Raw genomic sequence first — 14,236 nt, forward strand, 5'->3', positions numbered from 1 at the left:
TCAGTTTCTTCCCAGACGCAGCGCGTCGAACAACAGGAACAGCGGCGCCCACAACAGCATCCCGATCAGCGGCGCCCACCAGTAGCCCCATGGCAGCTGCGGCGCGCCCAGCGCCAGATGCACGGCCGCGGTCACCACGCGATCGTTGAGCAGCAGGCCACCGATCGCCAGCGCCTGCTGCGACAGCGGAAAGAAGCGCAGCTGCGAACGGAAGCGCTGCAGGATGAAGGCCATCACCGTCAGGCGCAGCGCTTGTTCGCCGAGGATGCCGCCAAAAACGAGATCGCCGAGCAGCCCCATGAGGAAGGCGAAGCCGAGACCGGCGCGTTCCGGCGTCTCGATCACCCAGTACGCCACCACCAGCGCCAGCCAGTACGGGCGGAACGGCTGCAGCACCGTCGGCATCGGCAACAGGCCCAGCAGCAAGGCCAGCAGCACGCTGACCGGCAGCAGCCAGGCGCGGCGCGGGCGGCTCATCGACGCGGCTCCTGGGTTTTAGCGTCTCCCCCTGCGGCGGCAGGAGGAGTCTGGGCATTCGGAAGTTCCACTCGCGTCGCCGCGGCCCCAGTCACCGCTGGATTTTCGGCTGCCGCCGAGGCCGCAGGCGTCGCGAGCGGCGGCGCCGTCACCACGCTGCGCAGCAGCAGCACGTCGCGGCCGCGATCGAGCTGCGCCGCCGGCTTGAGCTTGCCGACCAGGAACGCGCGGCTGTCGTCCGGATGCAATTCCGCCACCGTGCCGACCGGGAATCCGGCCGGGAAACGCCCGCCGATGCCGGAGGTGATGATGGCATCGCCCTCCTGCACATCGCCGGAGAGCGGGATGTTGGCCAGATCGAGCTCGTCGCTGCGGCCCTTGCCGTAGGCGATCAGGCGCACACCATTGCGCGCCACCGCCACCGGCACGGCGTGGTCGGGATCGGTGATCAGCAGCACCGTGGCCGTGGTCGATGTGGCTTCGATGATCTGGCCGACCAGGCCGCCTGCATCGATCACGCTCTGCCCCAGGCGCACGCCGTTGCGGGTACCGGCGTTGAGAATCAGGCGCTGCCGGGTCGGATCAAGGTCGATGTCGAGGATCGGCGCCAGCTGCACGTCGAGCTGGCCACGCTGGGCCGCGCCGAGCAGGCCCCGCAGACGCTCGTTCTCCGCCGCCGCCACCTGCAATCGCGCCTGCCGCGCGTTGCCGACCAGGATCTCGTTGCGCAGGCGGCGGTTTTCCTCGGTGAGCCGTGTTCGCGTCACCGCGTCGTCACGCATGCTCTCGCCCAGCCGCGCCGGCAGACCGGCCAGCCACCACAACGGCTGCACGGCGACGTTGACCTGGGCACGCACCGCCGACAGCCAGCCGCCGCGATGGTCGAACACGATCAGCGCGATCGACAGCGCGAGGAACGCCAGCAACCGCAGCGTGCCCGCGACATCGCCGCTGTTGTTCGGAGTTGGACTGGCGTAGGCGGGCACGAGGCGTGGCGAACGATTCTTATGGCGCGTCATCCCGAGCGTAGCGCGGGATGCGTTTCAGGCAAAAGTGAATGTCGCCGCAGCAGTTCCTTCGCTGCGTCCGGTATGGCTTGGTTGGCAGCCCCGATGCGGCGCACGAAGCGCCGCAGGTGGGCTTACTCGTAAGCGAAAAACTCGTTGCCGTGCGTGTCCAGCAGCTCCAGCGCGCGCCCGCCCCCGCGGGCGACGCAGGTCAGCGGGTCTTCCGCCACCTGCACGTGCAGGCCGGTTTCCTCGCTGAGCAGGCGGTCCAGATCACGCAGCAGCGCGCCGCCGCCGGTGAGCACGATGCCGAGCTCGGCCACGTCCGCGCACAGTTCCGGCGGCGTCTGTTCCAGCGCCTGCTTCACCGCGCTGACGATGCCCGACAGCGGTTCGCGCAGGGCTTCCAGCACTTCCTTGGAATTGATCTTCACCATCTTCGGCACGCCCTCGGCGAGGTGGCGGCCGGAGACTTCCATCTCCAGCACGCGCTCCTGCGGATAGGCGCAGCCGATGTCGATCTTGATCTTCTCGGCGGTGGTATCGCCGATCAGCATGCCGTGGTGACGGCGCACGTAGCTGATGATGGCCTCGTCGAAGCGGTCGCCGCCGATGCGCACCGACTGCGAATAGACGATGCCGTTGAGCGCGATCACCGCCACCTCGGTGGTGCCGCCGCCGATGTCCACGACCATCGAGCCGCGCGCCTCGGTCACCGGCATGCCGGCGCCGATCGCGGCGGCCATGGGCTCCTCGATCAGCGAGACGTCACGGGCGCCGGCTTCCAGCGCCGATTCCTTGATCGCGCGCTTCTCCACCTGGGTCGAACCGCAGGGCACGCAGATCAGCACGCGCGGGCTGGGACGCAGGAAGCGCGACTTGTGCACCTTCTTGATGAAGTGCTTGAGCATTTCCTCGGTGTAGGTGAAGTCGGCGATCACGCCGTCCTTCATCGGCCGGTGCGTGGTGATGTGGCCCGGCGTGCGGCCCAGCATCTGCTTGGCGGCGGTGCCGACCTCGGCCACGGTCTTGGGACCGCCGGCGCGGTCCTGCCGCACCGCCACGACCGAAGGCTCGTTGAGCACGATGCCCTGGCCACGGACGAAAATCAGGGTGTTGGCGGTGCCCAGGTCGATGGACAGGTCATTGGAGAACAGGCCGCGAAACTTCTTGAACATCGGGGGCGCCGCCGCTGGGAGGGCTGGGGGAAAAGGGCGGTTAGCCTAGCAAAAAAGCGCTGCCCGCAGGCTGTTTTATTGCCTGTTCTTTCGCCTTCGACTCCTCTGCCTGCACCGAACCATGCCGTCAGCGCGGTGAGACAGGGGAAGCCGGGAGGCAGACGAGGCGCATGGCACCGAAGTTCCGCGCGAAAAAGCCGACGCTCCGCCCCAGCCTCGAGCGCTTGAAGCGGCTTCGATCGCTCCATATCGGAGGGGATGGAGCTTTTTGCTGGCCTCCGCGCACCCGTCCCGCTAACCTTTCCCGTCTTGCCCAAACCACCAACGACGAGTTCCTCAAGATGGCTGCACTGATCTGCGGTTCCCTGGCCTACGACACCATCATGGTGTTCCCCGACCAGTTCAAGAACCACATCCTGCCGGACAAGGTGCACATCCTGAACGTGTCGTTCCTGGTGCCGCGCATGCGCCGCGAGTTCGGCGGCTGCGCCGGCAACATCGCCTACAACCTCAAGCTGCTGGGCGGCGATCCGATCCCGATGGCCACCGTCGGCCAGGATTTCGGCCCGTACCGCGAACATTTCCAGGAACTGCAGATCAACCTCGATCGCGTCAAGGAAATCCCGGAGCTGTTCACTCCGCAGGCCTTCATCACCACCGATCACGACAACAACCAGATCACCGCCTTCCATCCGGGCGCGATGATGCGCTCCTACGAGAACCACGTCCGCGACGTGCCGAACGTGAGCATCGGCATCGTCAGCCCCGACGGCTACGAGGGCATGCTGCAGAACGCCAAGGAATTCAGCGAGGCCGGCATCCCCTTCATCTTCGATCCCGGCCAGGCCATGCCGCTGTTCAACGGCGCCGAGCTGCGCGCCTTCATCGACCAGGCCGACTACGTCACCGTCAACGACTACGAATCCAACCTGCTGCAGGAACGCACCGGCTACAGCGAGAAGGAGATCGCAGGCAAGGTGAAGGCCTACATCGCCACGCGCGGCCCCAAGGGCGCGGTGATCTACGCCGGCGGCAAGATCTACGACGTGCCGCCCGCGCACGAGCGCCGCGTCACCGATCCCACCGGCTGCGGCGACGCCTTCCGCGCCGGCCTGCTGTTCGGCATCGAGAAGGACTACGACTGGATGACCATCGGCCGCATCGGCAACCTGATGGGCGCGCTGAAGGTGGAGCACCCGGGCACGCAGAACCAGCGCTTCGACTACGAGGAATTCGCCGAGCAGTTCAAGCAGCAGTTCGGCTACGCGCTGTAGCGTTCTTCGTTATGTAAAAGCCGTCATCCCAGCGCAAGCTGGGATGACAATCCCTAAAGTCGTCAGTCTCCTCGCGTAAACAACGGTCCCGTCAGAGATTTCCAGGAGAACCGCAATGCTTCGTGTCGCTTCCGCGCTTCTTCTGCTGACGCTGTTTGCCGGCTCCGCGCAAGCCAAAGGCCTCGGCCTGCGCGTTCTGGAAACCAAGGAGCCGGTCACCGGCACCACCGTCCCGTTCGCGGTCGTCTATCCGGCCTCCAACGCCAAGCCCGATGCGGTCACGCAGATGGGGCCGTACGCGGTGCAGGCGCAGATGGACGCGCCGATCGCGAAGGGCCGCTTCCCGCTGATCCTGCTCTCGCACGGCCACGGCGGCAGCAAGTTCGGGCACCACGATCTTGCCGAAGCGCTGGCGCGACACGGCTACGTCGTCGCGATGCCGGACCAGACCGGCGACAGCTTTAACGATCAATCCGGCGCGGGCACCGACCGCGTGCTGCTCGGCCGCGCCTGGCAGGCCAGCGAGGTGATCACGGCGGCGCTGGCCGATCCGCAGCTGAAAGCGCATCTCGACCCCAAGCGGATCGGCGCGGCCGGCTTTTCGGCTGGCGGCTATACCGCCCTGCTCCTGCTGGGCGCCCACGCGAATTTCTGGCGATTCAAGGACTTCTGCGAAAAGTATCCGGGCACCCCGGAGGTCTGCCCGAACGGATCGCAGGCGCCGCCGAACTGGAATCCGTACACCCTCAAGGATCCGCCGCCGACCGTCGACCCGCGCGTGCGCGCCGCCTTCTCGATGGCGCCGTTGAGCCTGATCATCCCGGACGACGGACTCAAGGACGTGCGCAATCCCGTGTTCCTGTACGCCGCCGCCAAGGACCAGGTGCTGCTGCCGGACGAAAACGCCAGACGCATCCGACCGCTGCTGCCCAATCTCTATCGCTACCGCGAGATCGAAGGCGCCGGGCATTACGTCTTCCTGCCGCCGTGCTCGGAAGAACTGGCCAAGGCGGTTCCGGTGATCTGCACCGATCCAGCCGGCATCGATCGCGCCGCCGCGCATCGCCAGATCAACCGGGACGCGGTCGCCTTCTTCGACAAGACCCTGAAGTGAACGCGCGCCGGCGCGCTGCGGCCGCCGGCGGCATCCGCAGCAACTGACATCCGCACCAATCGGTTGCACGAGCCGTAACCGCGTCACACAATTCCCGGCGGCCAGGGGCAGATGGAAAGGGCCGCCATGTACAACTTCCGGAATCTGCGCGCATTCGCGCCGCTACTGCTATGTCTCGCGGCGACGCCGCTGCGCGCCGCGCCGCCACCGGTCGAGGCCTACGGCCGCCTGCCCGCCATCGAGGAACTCGAACTGTCGCCTTCCGGCGACCGCTTCGCCTTCATCGCCACCGACGGCAACAAGCGCCGCCTGTACGTGCGCGAAGTGGACGGAGACAAAACACTGCTCACGCTCGTGGACGTCGGCACGGTGAAAGTGCGCGATCTCGACTGGGCCGGCGAGAACTTCATCGCCATCACCATCAGCGATCGCTACAACCTCGGCATGTGGTACGGTGGCGCGTATGAACTCGCCCAGGTGATGGTCCTGGACGTGGCGAACAGGCAGCTCAAGCCGCTGCTCAAGGATTCGCGATTCCTGGGCTCGGTCAACGGCCGCTACGGCTACACGCAACGCGATGGCCGCTGGGTCGGCTTCTTCTCCGCGCCGCTGATGTCCAACTCCACCGGATTGTCGGGCGAGCGTACCCTGCTCGACGGTGATCCGGATCTGGTCAGCGTCGATCTGGAATCCGGCGGTTTCCGCAGGCTCGCCGAAAGCAGTTCCGGTAACGGCGCCGGCTGGCTGGTCGGCCGGGACGGCACCGTGCTCGCCACCGCGCGCTACGAGGACAAGAGCGCGGATTGGCGCCTGTACGCCGGCACGATGTCCGGCAAGCTGATCGAAAAACGCAAGGACACGCTCGGCGAGAACTGGATCATCGGACAGGGCCGCACGGCCGGCACCGTTCTGTACGCGGTGCACGACGAACAAGGCGCCACCCACTACATGGAAGCATCGCTCGCCACGGGCGAGAAAAAGGAAATCCTCACCGGCGATCCCGTGCGCAGTTTCAAATTCGACCCTGTCACCGGGCTGCTGACCGGTACCCTGCGCGAAGGCGACAACCCCGAGCTGGTCATGTTCGACCCCAAGCAGCAGGCCCTGCTCGACGCCACGCGCCGCGCCTTCCCGCAGCTGCAAGTCGGCTTCGAATCATGGAGCGACGACTTCAAGCGCCTGGTGGTGAAAACCGAAGGACCAGGCGACGCCGGCAGCTGGTGGCTGGTCGACGCCCGCACCGCCGGCAAACCCGCCAAGGCCGACTACCTGGGCGAGCAATATCCGAGCGTGAAGCCCGAGCAGGTCGGCCCCTTCAAGATGATCGATTACAAGGCCGCCGACGGCACGAAGCTGCAAGGCGTCCTCACCTTGCCGCCAGGCCGCGAACCGAAGAAGCTCCCGCTCGTGGTGCTGCCGCACGGCGGCCCGCAGGCGCGCGACTACCCGTCCTTCGATTTCTGGGCGCAGGCCTACGCCAGTCGCGGCTATGCCGTCTGGCAACCGAACTTCCGCGGCTCCGCCGGCTACGGCGTCGACCTGGTCAACGCGGGCCACGGCGAATTCGGACGCAAGATGCAGACCGACATTTCCGACGGCGTGGCCGAACTGGCGCGACAGGGCATCATCGATCCGCAGCGCGCCTGCATCGTCGGCGCCAGCTACGGCGGCTATGCCGCGCTGGCCGGCGTCACCTTGCAGCAAGGGCTGTATCGCTGCGCCGTCGCGGTGGCGGGCGTCACCGATCTCAAGGATTTCCTCACCGAACGCCGCACCCGCCTGGGTGCCGACGGCATGCGCTACTGGATGCAGTATCTCGGCGCGAAGAACACCGGCGACGACCTGCTCGAAACACTCTCCCCGGCCCGGCTCGCCGCGCGCGCCGACGCACCGGTACTGCTGATCCACGGCAAGGACGACACGATCGTGCCGATCCGTCAAAGCCAGCTGATGAAGCGCGCGATGGAAAAAGCCAACAAACCCGTGGAGATGATTACTCTCAACGGCGAGGATCATTACCTGTCACGCGAAGCCACGCGCATCGACATGCTGCGCGCGGCGGTGGCGTTCGTGGAGAAGCACAACCCTGCGGAAGCCGGAACGCAGGTCGCGCCAGAAGCGCAGGCGGCAGCCGACTGATGTCGTCAACGCTCGTCATTCCCATCAAGCCGGGAATGACAAGCAAGAACGGAAGCGCACGATTCGTTCGCGGCCTTGCCTGCGAACGAATCAAATCATCTCAGCGCCGATGTTGACCGCCGAACTCCGGCCCTTCTTGGGTCGGCCCCTGCAGTTGCGTGGAGGCAGGCGCCGGCAGACTCTTCACGCTTTCGAGCGCCGGTGTCGTGGTCGCCTGCTGCACGCTGATGCTGAGTCTGTCCGAAGCGGGCGTGCGCGCGGCAATGTTCGATTCCTGACCGATGAAGAGGTTCTGCTGGCCGTTCACCGGCTGACCCAGGGTGACGTATCCGATCTTGGGCAGCCCGTTCTTTTCCGCCAGCACAGCCAGGCTCGCCGCGGTCTCCAGCACCGGCAACGCCTTGTTGCCCGGCGGAAGATTGCGGTTGAGCTCTTCCACCTTCTCCTTCGCCTGAGTGAACAGCTGTTGTGCTTCGCCGGAGCGCGTCCTCAGCGCCTGGTTCACCTTGACCAAGGGATCCTGGCTCTCCAACGGAGCCGCCGATCGCGGCAGGGCCGCCCTCTCGATCGCCCGGTCGGCGTAATCCGGATAGGTTGGAATCGGCGCGGGTTTCGTCGCGCGGTCGGATTTCGACGAGCCGCCACCGAAGCGAAAGGTCAGGCCGATGCCGACGCCGACGTCGTTGCCCTTCCCGTACACGTTGCCGGAGACGGTCAGATTGTCGCGGGTGTAGTCCGCGCCGAGCCGGAAGGTGGTCTTCTCGCCCTTCCTGTCCTCGATCGAGAAACTTCCCTTCAGATGTTCGTTCTCGCGGAACATCTTGGAGATCTCGACGCCAGCCAGGAATTTCTTGTCGTTCGGATCGACGGACACGTTCGCGCCGACGCTCGAGCCCAGCTTGTCGAAGACGTAGCTACCGTTGGCACCGAAATGGGGCTTGTCGCCGTTGATGCCGAAGTTGCCGTTGAGCTTCAAGTTCGGACCGGCGATGCCGAGATTGGCATCGAACTGCTTGCCGACGCTGTTGTACTTGCCGCTGGCCAGACCCGACCACGTATCCGAGAACGCGAACGCCGATTCGGCGGACAACGAATAGCCGTTCGGCTGCCCGGTAAAGTTGAAGTTGAGATGGTTGCGCTTGTCGAACGCGAGCTTGGCATCCAGCGACTGCGTGTTGGCGGCGCCATTGCGCAGATAATCGAAATTGAAGCGGCCTTCCTCGCCGAACGCGTACCAGCCGTTCAAACCCAGCGACGATCCCTTCGGTTCGAACGAGCTCTTGAGGCCAAAGCCGAAGCGATCCTGCTTGCCCACGTCGAGATTGAAGTCGGTCTTGCCCAGTTCTTCGTTCCAGAGGAACCGTCCGGCGATATTGCCGTTCTCGCCGAGCCTGCTCTTGCCGTTCACATCCAGCAGGCCCATGCCCTTGATGTCGCTGGCGAGCAGGTTGAGCTGCTGACGGCCGTTGCCGTAATCGAAATTGAGCTGCGTCTTGCCGAGCGATTCGTCCCAGAGGAAACGGCCGTTGAAGTTGCCGTCCTTGCCGATCAGGCCCTTGCCGCCGATGTCGACGAAATCCATGCCCTGCGTTCGGCTGGCGAGCAGATCGAACTGTTGGCGGCTGTTCTTGTAGTCGAAATCGAGTGCGGTCTTGCCGAGCGACTCGTCCCAGGTGAAGCGGCCGTTGAAATCGCCGTCCTTGCCGATGCGGCCCTTGCCGGTGACATCGAGCAGGCTCAGGCCCTTGGTGTTGCTGGCGAGCAGGTCGAACTGTTGCCGGCCGTTGGTGTAATCGAAATCGAGCGCGGTCTTGCCGAGCGATTCGTCCCAGGTGAACTGGCCGTTGAAATTGCCGTTCTTGCCGAGCTGTCCCTTGCCGGTCAGATCGAACAGGCGCACACCCTGCGTGCTGCTGGCGAGCAGATCGAACTGCTGCCGGCCATTGGTGTAGTTGCCGCTCAGCGCGTAGACGTCGGTGCCGGTATTGCCCGCCAGGCCGCCCTGGAACTTGTGCTCGCCCTGACTGCCCTTGCCGCCGGCGGCGAAGAGAAGATCGTTGCCATGCAGTCCGAGGCCGCCGACGAAGGTGCTGTTGCCGCGATTGGCGCCGAACAGCAGATCATGCGTGCGGGTATCGAAATTGCCGGAATAGTTGCCCAGCAATGTCGTGCCGGAGCCCGGATCGGCGTGGCGGCCGAACGCGTCGAGCACCCACTGGTTCTGCTCGTTGAGTCCGAGGCGCGAGGTGTAGCCGCTGCCGGTCCCGGGCAACGAGAACTGCGGCCAGGTCAGGCCCAGCTGCGGCGTCGCGGTCTTGAAGACATCGGGAATCTGCGCAGCCGATTGCTGGCTGCCCGGATCGGCCGGCTTGGGCGGATCCTGTTGGTTTTTGGGCTTTTTATCGTCGTGGTCATCCATTGCCATCTCCAACCATCCATGGTTTCGATAGATTCAGTCCTATTAGCTATGACATAGCAGCTGAATACTTGTCAAGAAAACAGGCTTGCAGGACTGTCATTTTTCCCATTTCGGGAGCTTGCTTCGATCCAATCCCGCCACTTCGAACGCCGCCGAACGGATGCCGCCGGCCTGGACCGGGAATTCGATCACAATCAGTTTCGCGCCCTTGGTCATCCGCCACAGCGCGCGCTCGTCGTTGATGAACATCGCGATCGCCTCGTCGGTCTTGGGACGCAGCGCTGCCATCGTCTTCGGCACGGCATCATCCACCTTCACCTTGACCTTGCAGCCGCCGTAGCAATCGAAATCACCGGCCTGCAGCACGAGATAGCTGCTCCGCCCCCATGCCGGATTGTCGCGAAAGATCAGGCGAACGGGCTTGGCGCCGCTGCCGTCGGTATCGACGTCCTCTTTCGAATAGATCGCCGCGGACAATTGCTGTCCGCCCTTCACGTTCTCGGTGTTGTAACTCCACAGCGCGGTGACTCGCGCCTGCTCGCGCGCGGCTTCGGCCTTGGCCTTGATCTCTTCGTATCGAGGACGAATGCGCTTGGCGGCCTCGGTGTTGGGAAACTGATCGAACAGCACGTCGGCCTGCGCCTTCGCCAGCGGCCAGTTTTCCTTGGCGACGGCATCGTCGAATCCGGTGGCGTTTTCCTTCGCCGCATTTTCGCTGGCCGCGGCTGTGGCGGCGGCCTGTGCCGCGGCATCGGCGGCGCGGTCGCGGCAACCATTCGCGATGGCGATCGCGAACAGGATGGCCGCATACGGGAAAATTTTCGGATTCATGCGCGAACTCCGGTTCCTGGTCAAACCTTTCGACCTGATTCTATAGGCTCGTCATTCCAACCTGCGCTGGAATGGCGAGCCAGCCCTGCACTCACTTGGATCGAGGACATCTCAGCGCGCTTCGATCAACGCCATCACCGCCTCGGCGGCCTCGTCAGGCTGTTCGATGATCGTCGAATGGCCGCTGCCTTCGAGCAGCAATCGCCGCGCATGCGGAATCTGTTCGCCGTAGGCCGCCATCGCGCTGATATCGATGACCCGATCGTGCGCGCCCCACACCAGCAGCGCGGGCTGCCGAATCTTCACGGCTTCGGTGCCGGGCAGGAACTGATCGGTGCCGCGACCGATGTGATCGAGAATCGATTGCTCGAAAGCGCCATCGGCACGGCGGGATGCGATGACGATGTTCGACACCGGCCACGGAATCGGCGGCAACGCCCTGCGATCGTGCACCACGATGCCGAGATAACGCTGCAGCGATGCCGCATCGGTGACGCCGAAAGGATTGCCGCCGGCCAAAACTTCAAGCGCGAAGGCATTTTCGTCGAAGCTCACGCCGGACGCGTTGAACAAACCGACGCGCTCGATCAGCTCCGGATGCCGCGCGGCGGTGAGCGCGGCGATGCCGCCCCCCATCGAATGACCAAGCAGCACCACCGGCGTGCCGCAGACCGCGCGGATGAAAGCGGCGACATTCTCGGACTGCGCCACGTAGCCGTAATTCGCATCGGCATCGCGCTGGCTTTCGCCCCAGCCCGGCAGATCGGGAATCACCAGGCGATAGCGGCCGCGCAGGCGCTGCGCGAGGCGATACCAGTTTTCCTTGCTGCCGGTGTAGCCGTGGATCATCACGACGGTGGGTGCGCCGGCACGATCCGCGGCGCGCTCGGCGTAGACCCAGCGCTTGCCATTGATCTGCACGGTGTGCGCGCTCAATCCGGCCGCCCTGCGCTGCCGTGCGTACTCGGCGCGTATCAGCGCGAATGGATCGCGCCACAGGCGCCATGCGATCACCAGCACGCTCACGGCCACCACGAGGATGGCCGTGATTAGGAGGAGTTGCCAGCTCATCGCCAGGTATCCACGCCCTCATCCCCGCATGCAGGGATGAGGTGATGACGGAACCCGCAGTTCGTCGGCCGCTCAAGCGAATCGAGCGTGGAAATCCACCGATGTTCGACGCTCGAAAACAAATCGACGCTTTCCATCAACAGGCTCCGGCTTCCCCTGGCCCTCTCCCCCGCAAGCGGAGGAGAGGGAACATTCTGCTCGCGATGATGGTTACTGAGCCGGCGTAGCCGTCGCGGGCGCAGTTGCCGGCTTGGCCTCGTCGATCAGTTTTTGCACGGTCCCCGTGGTGATCGGGTGATAACCGGGCTTGGCCTTGGCGAACACCTGCTTGGCCAGTTCCAGGCCTGCTTCGGTCTTCACCAATTCCTCGTACGTGGGAATGATCAGCTTACGGCGACCGACCCGCTCCAGGAACGCCGCGATCGCGTCATTGGCTTGCGTGTAGCCGCTACGCACCGCCAGCGGATACCAGCGCTGCGCGATCTCGCCGTTCGGCGTGCCGGTGAAGTGATAGGCGCCATCGAGCTGCGTGAGCTGATCGATCCTGAGCGTCTTCGGCATGCCTTCGAGGAAATGCACCCATTCCTGCGTGCTCCAGGCGCCAGTGATCGCCGGCGGCGGCAGCTGGCCGCTGCCGAGCCAGCCCAAGCGCGCGGTCTTGACCACGCCGAAGCGCGCCGCCAACACCTGCGGCGCCGTCGGCGGAATGCCGGGCTCGTACAGCCAGGCGTCGAATTCGGCCTGCGTCACCTTGTTCGGGTACTTGTTGAGCAAGTTGGCCTTGGCGTAGTCGGCGAACTGCTGGCTGTTGATGCTCTGGAAAGCGAAATGATCGAAATAGCCGCGCAGGAACGCATCGAAATCGGCACGCCCGAAACGCTCCTCCAGGAACTGCAGGAACCAGGCCCCCTTGGTGTAGATCGTCGCGGAGGAATTGTCGTCCGGATTCTTTTCCGTGCCGGGTTTCTGCGCCAGCACCTGCGCTTCCGGCTTCACGCTCTTGAACTCTTCCTTGAGCTCGTCGCGCGCGATCACGCTCTCCATGTCGGCCTGTTCCTTGCCGTACAGTGCTTCGACGATGCGGTTCTCGACGTAGCTGGTGAAGCCTTCGTTGAGCCATCCGTCCTTGGCGCTAGCGAAGGTCACCAGATTGCCCGACCAGCTGTGCGCCAGTTCGTGCGCGACCAGTGAGACCAGCGACTTGTCGCCAACGATCACGGTCGGCGTGGCGAAGGTCAGGCGCGGATTCTCCATGCCGCCGTACGGGAACGAGGGCGGCAGCACCAGGATGTCGTAGCGCTCCCAGCGATAGGGGCCGTAGAGCTTCTCGGCCGTCTCGATCATCTTCTCGGTGTCTTCGAATTCCTTGGCGGCCTTTTTCGCCATGGCGGGTTCTGCCCAGACGCCGGCACGCGGCGAGAGCGGCTCGAACACCAGATCGCCGGCCGCGATCGCCATCAGGTACGACGGGATCTTCTGCGGCATCTTGAAGTTGTAGTCGCCGTTGCGCTCCGCCTTCGGATTGTTGTCCGCGCTCATCAGCACCATCACGTCCGGACGCGAGACCACGTGCGCGGTGTAGGTGTAGCGCACGCTCGGCGTGTCCTGCAGCGGCACCCAGCTGCGCGCGTGGATCTGCTGCGACTGGCTGAACATGAAGGGCAGCTTCTTGCCCTCGGTCATCGCCGCATCGAGCCACTGCAGGCCGGAAGCCTCTGGCGAGGTCGTGTAGGTCACGCGCACGTGCTGGTTCTGCGCCGGCGTCTCGATGGTGAACTTGCTGCCGAGGATGTCGTCACGCTTGGCCAGGCCATACTGCAATGGCTGCCATTGACCGGCCGCGTCCTCGCCCTCGACCTTGTCGATGCTCAGATCGCGTGTGTCCAGCACGAGCTGCTTGGCGGCCTTGTCCTTCCAGTCCAGCGTGTAGGTGGCGGTGCCGCTGAGGGTCTTGGTGTCGAAATCGATCTTGAGATCGAGCGCGAGATCGGTGATCGCGACCTTGTCGGCCTCCGCGTAAGAATGCTCGTCGCGTTCGACCGTCATCTTCGCCTCCGCGGGCTTGGCCGGTGTCGATGCCGGCGTTGGGGTGGATTCGCGCGAACAGCCCGCCGCCAGCATGGCCAGGCAGGACAACAACAGGGCGAAACGACGCATGGGCGGTTCCGAAAGCTTAATGAGAGGCGGGGATTCTAGTGCACCCCACGCCCGCAATCGTTAGGCGTTCGTAGTGTGGACGCCGTCCACTGATGTTCAGACGACGGGCTGGCAGACATCCACCCAGGTCGCCCCGGTCAGTTCGGCCAGCCGCTCGGGGGATAGCCGCACGGCGCTGTTGGTCGCGCCCGCGGCCGGCACCACTTCGTCGAACGCGCGCAGCGAGACATCGCAATGCACGGGCAACGGTGTCGCCAAGCCGAACGGGCAGACGCCGCCGACCGGATGGCTGGTCAGCGCCAGCACTTGCGCCGGATCGAGCATTTTGGTCCGGCCGTTGAAGGCGGCTTTCATCTTGGCGTTGTCGATGCGCGCATCGCCGCGCACCACCACGAGGAAAGCGCGCTCGTCGGGACCGCGGAAGGCCAGTGTCTTGGCGATGCGTCCCGGCTCCACGCCGTGCACCTGCGCGGCTTCGAGCACCGTCGCGGTGGAGCCTTCGGATTCGATGACATGCAGATCGGGCGCTTTTTCCGCCAGGAACGCACGCACCGATTCCAGACTCACCC

At 64.9% G+C, this 14,236-nt stretch carries 11 protein-coding genes; 3 read left to right on the forward strand and 8 right to left on the reverse strand.

Annotated elements, in window-relative coordinates:
- The 3 genes from mreD to LG367_RS11655 form a co-directional block, all read right to left on the reverse strand.
- Positions 1-477 carry a rod shape-determining protein MreD gene (gene mreD / locus LG367_RS11645; protein ID WP_226469422.1) on the reverse strand — a complete coding sequence of 159 codons (477 nt, stop codon included), beginning with the start codon at positions 475-477 and terminating at the stop codon, positions 1-3.
- Positions 474-1,496: a rod shape-determining protein MreC gene (mreC, locus tag LG367_RS11650; protein WP_425490954.1), complete on the reverse strand. Its 1,023-nt coding sequence runs from the start codon at positions 1,494-1,496 to the stop codon at positions 474-476. The genes mreD and mreC overlap by 4 nt, the downstream gene beginning before the upstream one ends.
- Positions 1,497-1,618: 122 nt before the next feature.
- The gene (locus LG367_RS11655; RefSeq protein ID WP_226469423.1) at positions 1,619-2,662 is read right to left on the reverse strand and encodes a rod shape-determining protein; all 1,044 of its coding nucleotides are present in this window, start codon (positions 2,660-2,662) and stop codon (positions 1,619-1,621) included.
- 341 nt (positions 2,663-3,003) lie between these two features.
- Between LG367_RS11655 and LG367_RS11660 the strand changes: the two genes are divergently transcribed.
- From LG367_RS11660 to LG367_RS11670, 3 genes are all read left to right on the forward strand, one after another.
- A complete protein-coding gene (locus LG367_RS11660) occupies positions 3,004-3,936 on the forward strand; it encodes a carbohydrate kinase family protein (protein WP_226469424.1) in 933 nt (310 codons plus the stop codon).
- A 115-nt stretch (positions 3,937-4,051) separates the two neighbouring features.
- Positions 4,052-5,050, forward strand: a complete 999-nt coding sequence (locus LG367_RS11665; protein WP_226469425.1) for an alpha/beta hydrolase family protein — start codon at positions 4,052-4,054, stop codon at positions 5,048-5,050.
- A 126-nt stretch (positions 5,051-5,176) separates the two neighbouring features.
- Entirely contained in the window at positions 5,177-7,189 is a 2,013-nt protein-coding gene (locus LG367_RS11670; protein ID WP_226469426.1) for an alpha/beta hydrolase family protein, read from the forward strand.
- A 100-nt stretch (positions 7,190-7,289) separates the two neighbouring features.
- Here the strand turns inward: LG367_RS11670 and LG367_RS11675 are convergent, their stop codons facing one another.
- From LG367_RS11675 to LG367_RS11695, 5 genes are all read right to left on the reverse strand, one after another.
- Positions 7,290-9,608 carry an XVIPCD domain-containing protein gene (locus tag LG367_RS11675; protein ID WP_226469427.1) on the reverse strand — a complete coding sequence of 773 codons (2,319 nt, stop codon included), beginning with the start codon at positions 9,606-9,608 and terminating at the stop codon, positions 7,290-7,292.
- A gap of 96 nt (positions 9,609-9,704) precedes the next feature.
- Positions 9,705-10,439, reverse strand: a complete 735-nt coding sequence (locus LG367_RS11680) for a hypothetical protein (RefSeq protein ID WP_226469428.1) — start codon at positions 10,437-10,439, stop codon at positions 9,705-9,707.
- Between the two features lie 111 nt (positions 10,440-10,550).
- Entirely contained in the window at positions 10,551-11,510 is a 960-nt protein-coding gene (locus tag LG367_RS11685) for an alpha/beta fold hydrolase (RefSeq protein ID WP_226469429.1), read from the reverse strand.
- 210 nt (positions 11,511-11,720) lie between these two features.
- Positions 11,721-13,667 (reverse strand): M1 family metallopeptidase, encoded by a 1,947-nt coding sequence (locus LG367_RS11690; RefSeq protein WP_226469430.1) that lies wholly within the window; start codon positions 13,665-13,667, stop codon positions 11,721-11,723.
- Between the two features lie 96 nt (positions 13,668-13,763).
- Positions 13,764-14,234, reverse strand: a complete 471-nt coding sequence (locus tag LG367_RS11695) for a YbaK/EbsC family protein (RefSeq protein ID WP_226469431.1) — start codon at positions 14,232-14,234, stop codon at positions 13,764-13,766.
- Between the last annotated feature and the right edge of the window lie 2 nt (positions 14,235-14,236).

Origin of the sequence: Luteimonas panaciterrae, from assembly GCF_020511115.1 — a bacterium.
Lineage (GTDB): Bacteria > Pseudomonadota > Gammaproteobacteria > Xanthomonadales > Xanthomonadaceae > Luteimonas > Luteimonas panaciterrae.

Excerpts from the sequence above, each read along its gene's own strand:
- mreD (WP_226469422.1), bottom strand. The coding sequence starts at position 477 with ATGAGCCGCCCGCGCCGCGCCTGGCTGCTGCCGGTCAGCGTGCTGCTG.
- mreC (WP_425490954.1), bottom strand. The coding sequence starts at position 1,496 with ATGACGCGCCATAAGAATCGTTCGCCACGCCTCGTGCCCGCCTACGCC.
- LG367_RS11655 (WP_226469423.1), bottom strand. The coding sequence starts at position 2,662 with ATGTTCAAGAAGTTTCGCGGCCTGTTCTCCAATGACCTGTCCATCGAC.
- LG367_RS11660 (WP_226469424.1), top strand. The coding sequence starts at position 3,004 with ATGGCTGCACTGATCTGCGGTTCCCTGGCCTACGACACCATCATGGTG.
- LG367_RS11665 (WP_226469425.1), top strand. The coding sequence starts at position 4,052 with ATGCTTCGTGTCGCTTCCGCGCTTCTTCTGCTGACGCTGTTTGCCGGC.
- LG367_RS11670 (WP_226469426.1), top strand. The coding sequence starts at position 5,177 with ATGTACAACTTCCGGAATCTGCGCGCATTCGCGCCGCTACTGCTATGT.
- LG367_RS11675 (WP_226469427.1), bottom strand. The coding sequence starts at position 9,608 with ATGGATGACCACGACGATAAAAAGCCCAAAAACCAACAGGATCCGCCC.
- LG367_RS11680 (WP_226469428.1), bottom strand. The coding sequence starts at position 10,439 with ATGAATCCGAAAATTTTCCCGTATGCGGCCATCCTGTTCGCGATCGCC.
- LG367_RS11685 (WP_226469429.1), bottom strand. The coding sequence starts at position 11,510 with ATGAGCTGGCAACTCCTCCTAATCACGGCCATCCTCGTGGTGGCCGTG.
- LG367_RS11690 (WP_226469430.1), bottom strand. The coding sequence starts at position 13,667 with ATGCGTCGTTTCGCCCTGTTGTTGTCCTGCCTGGCCATGCTGGCGGCG.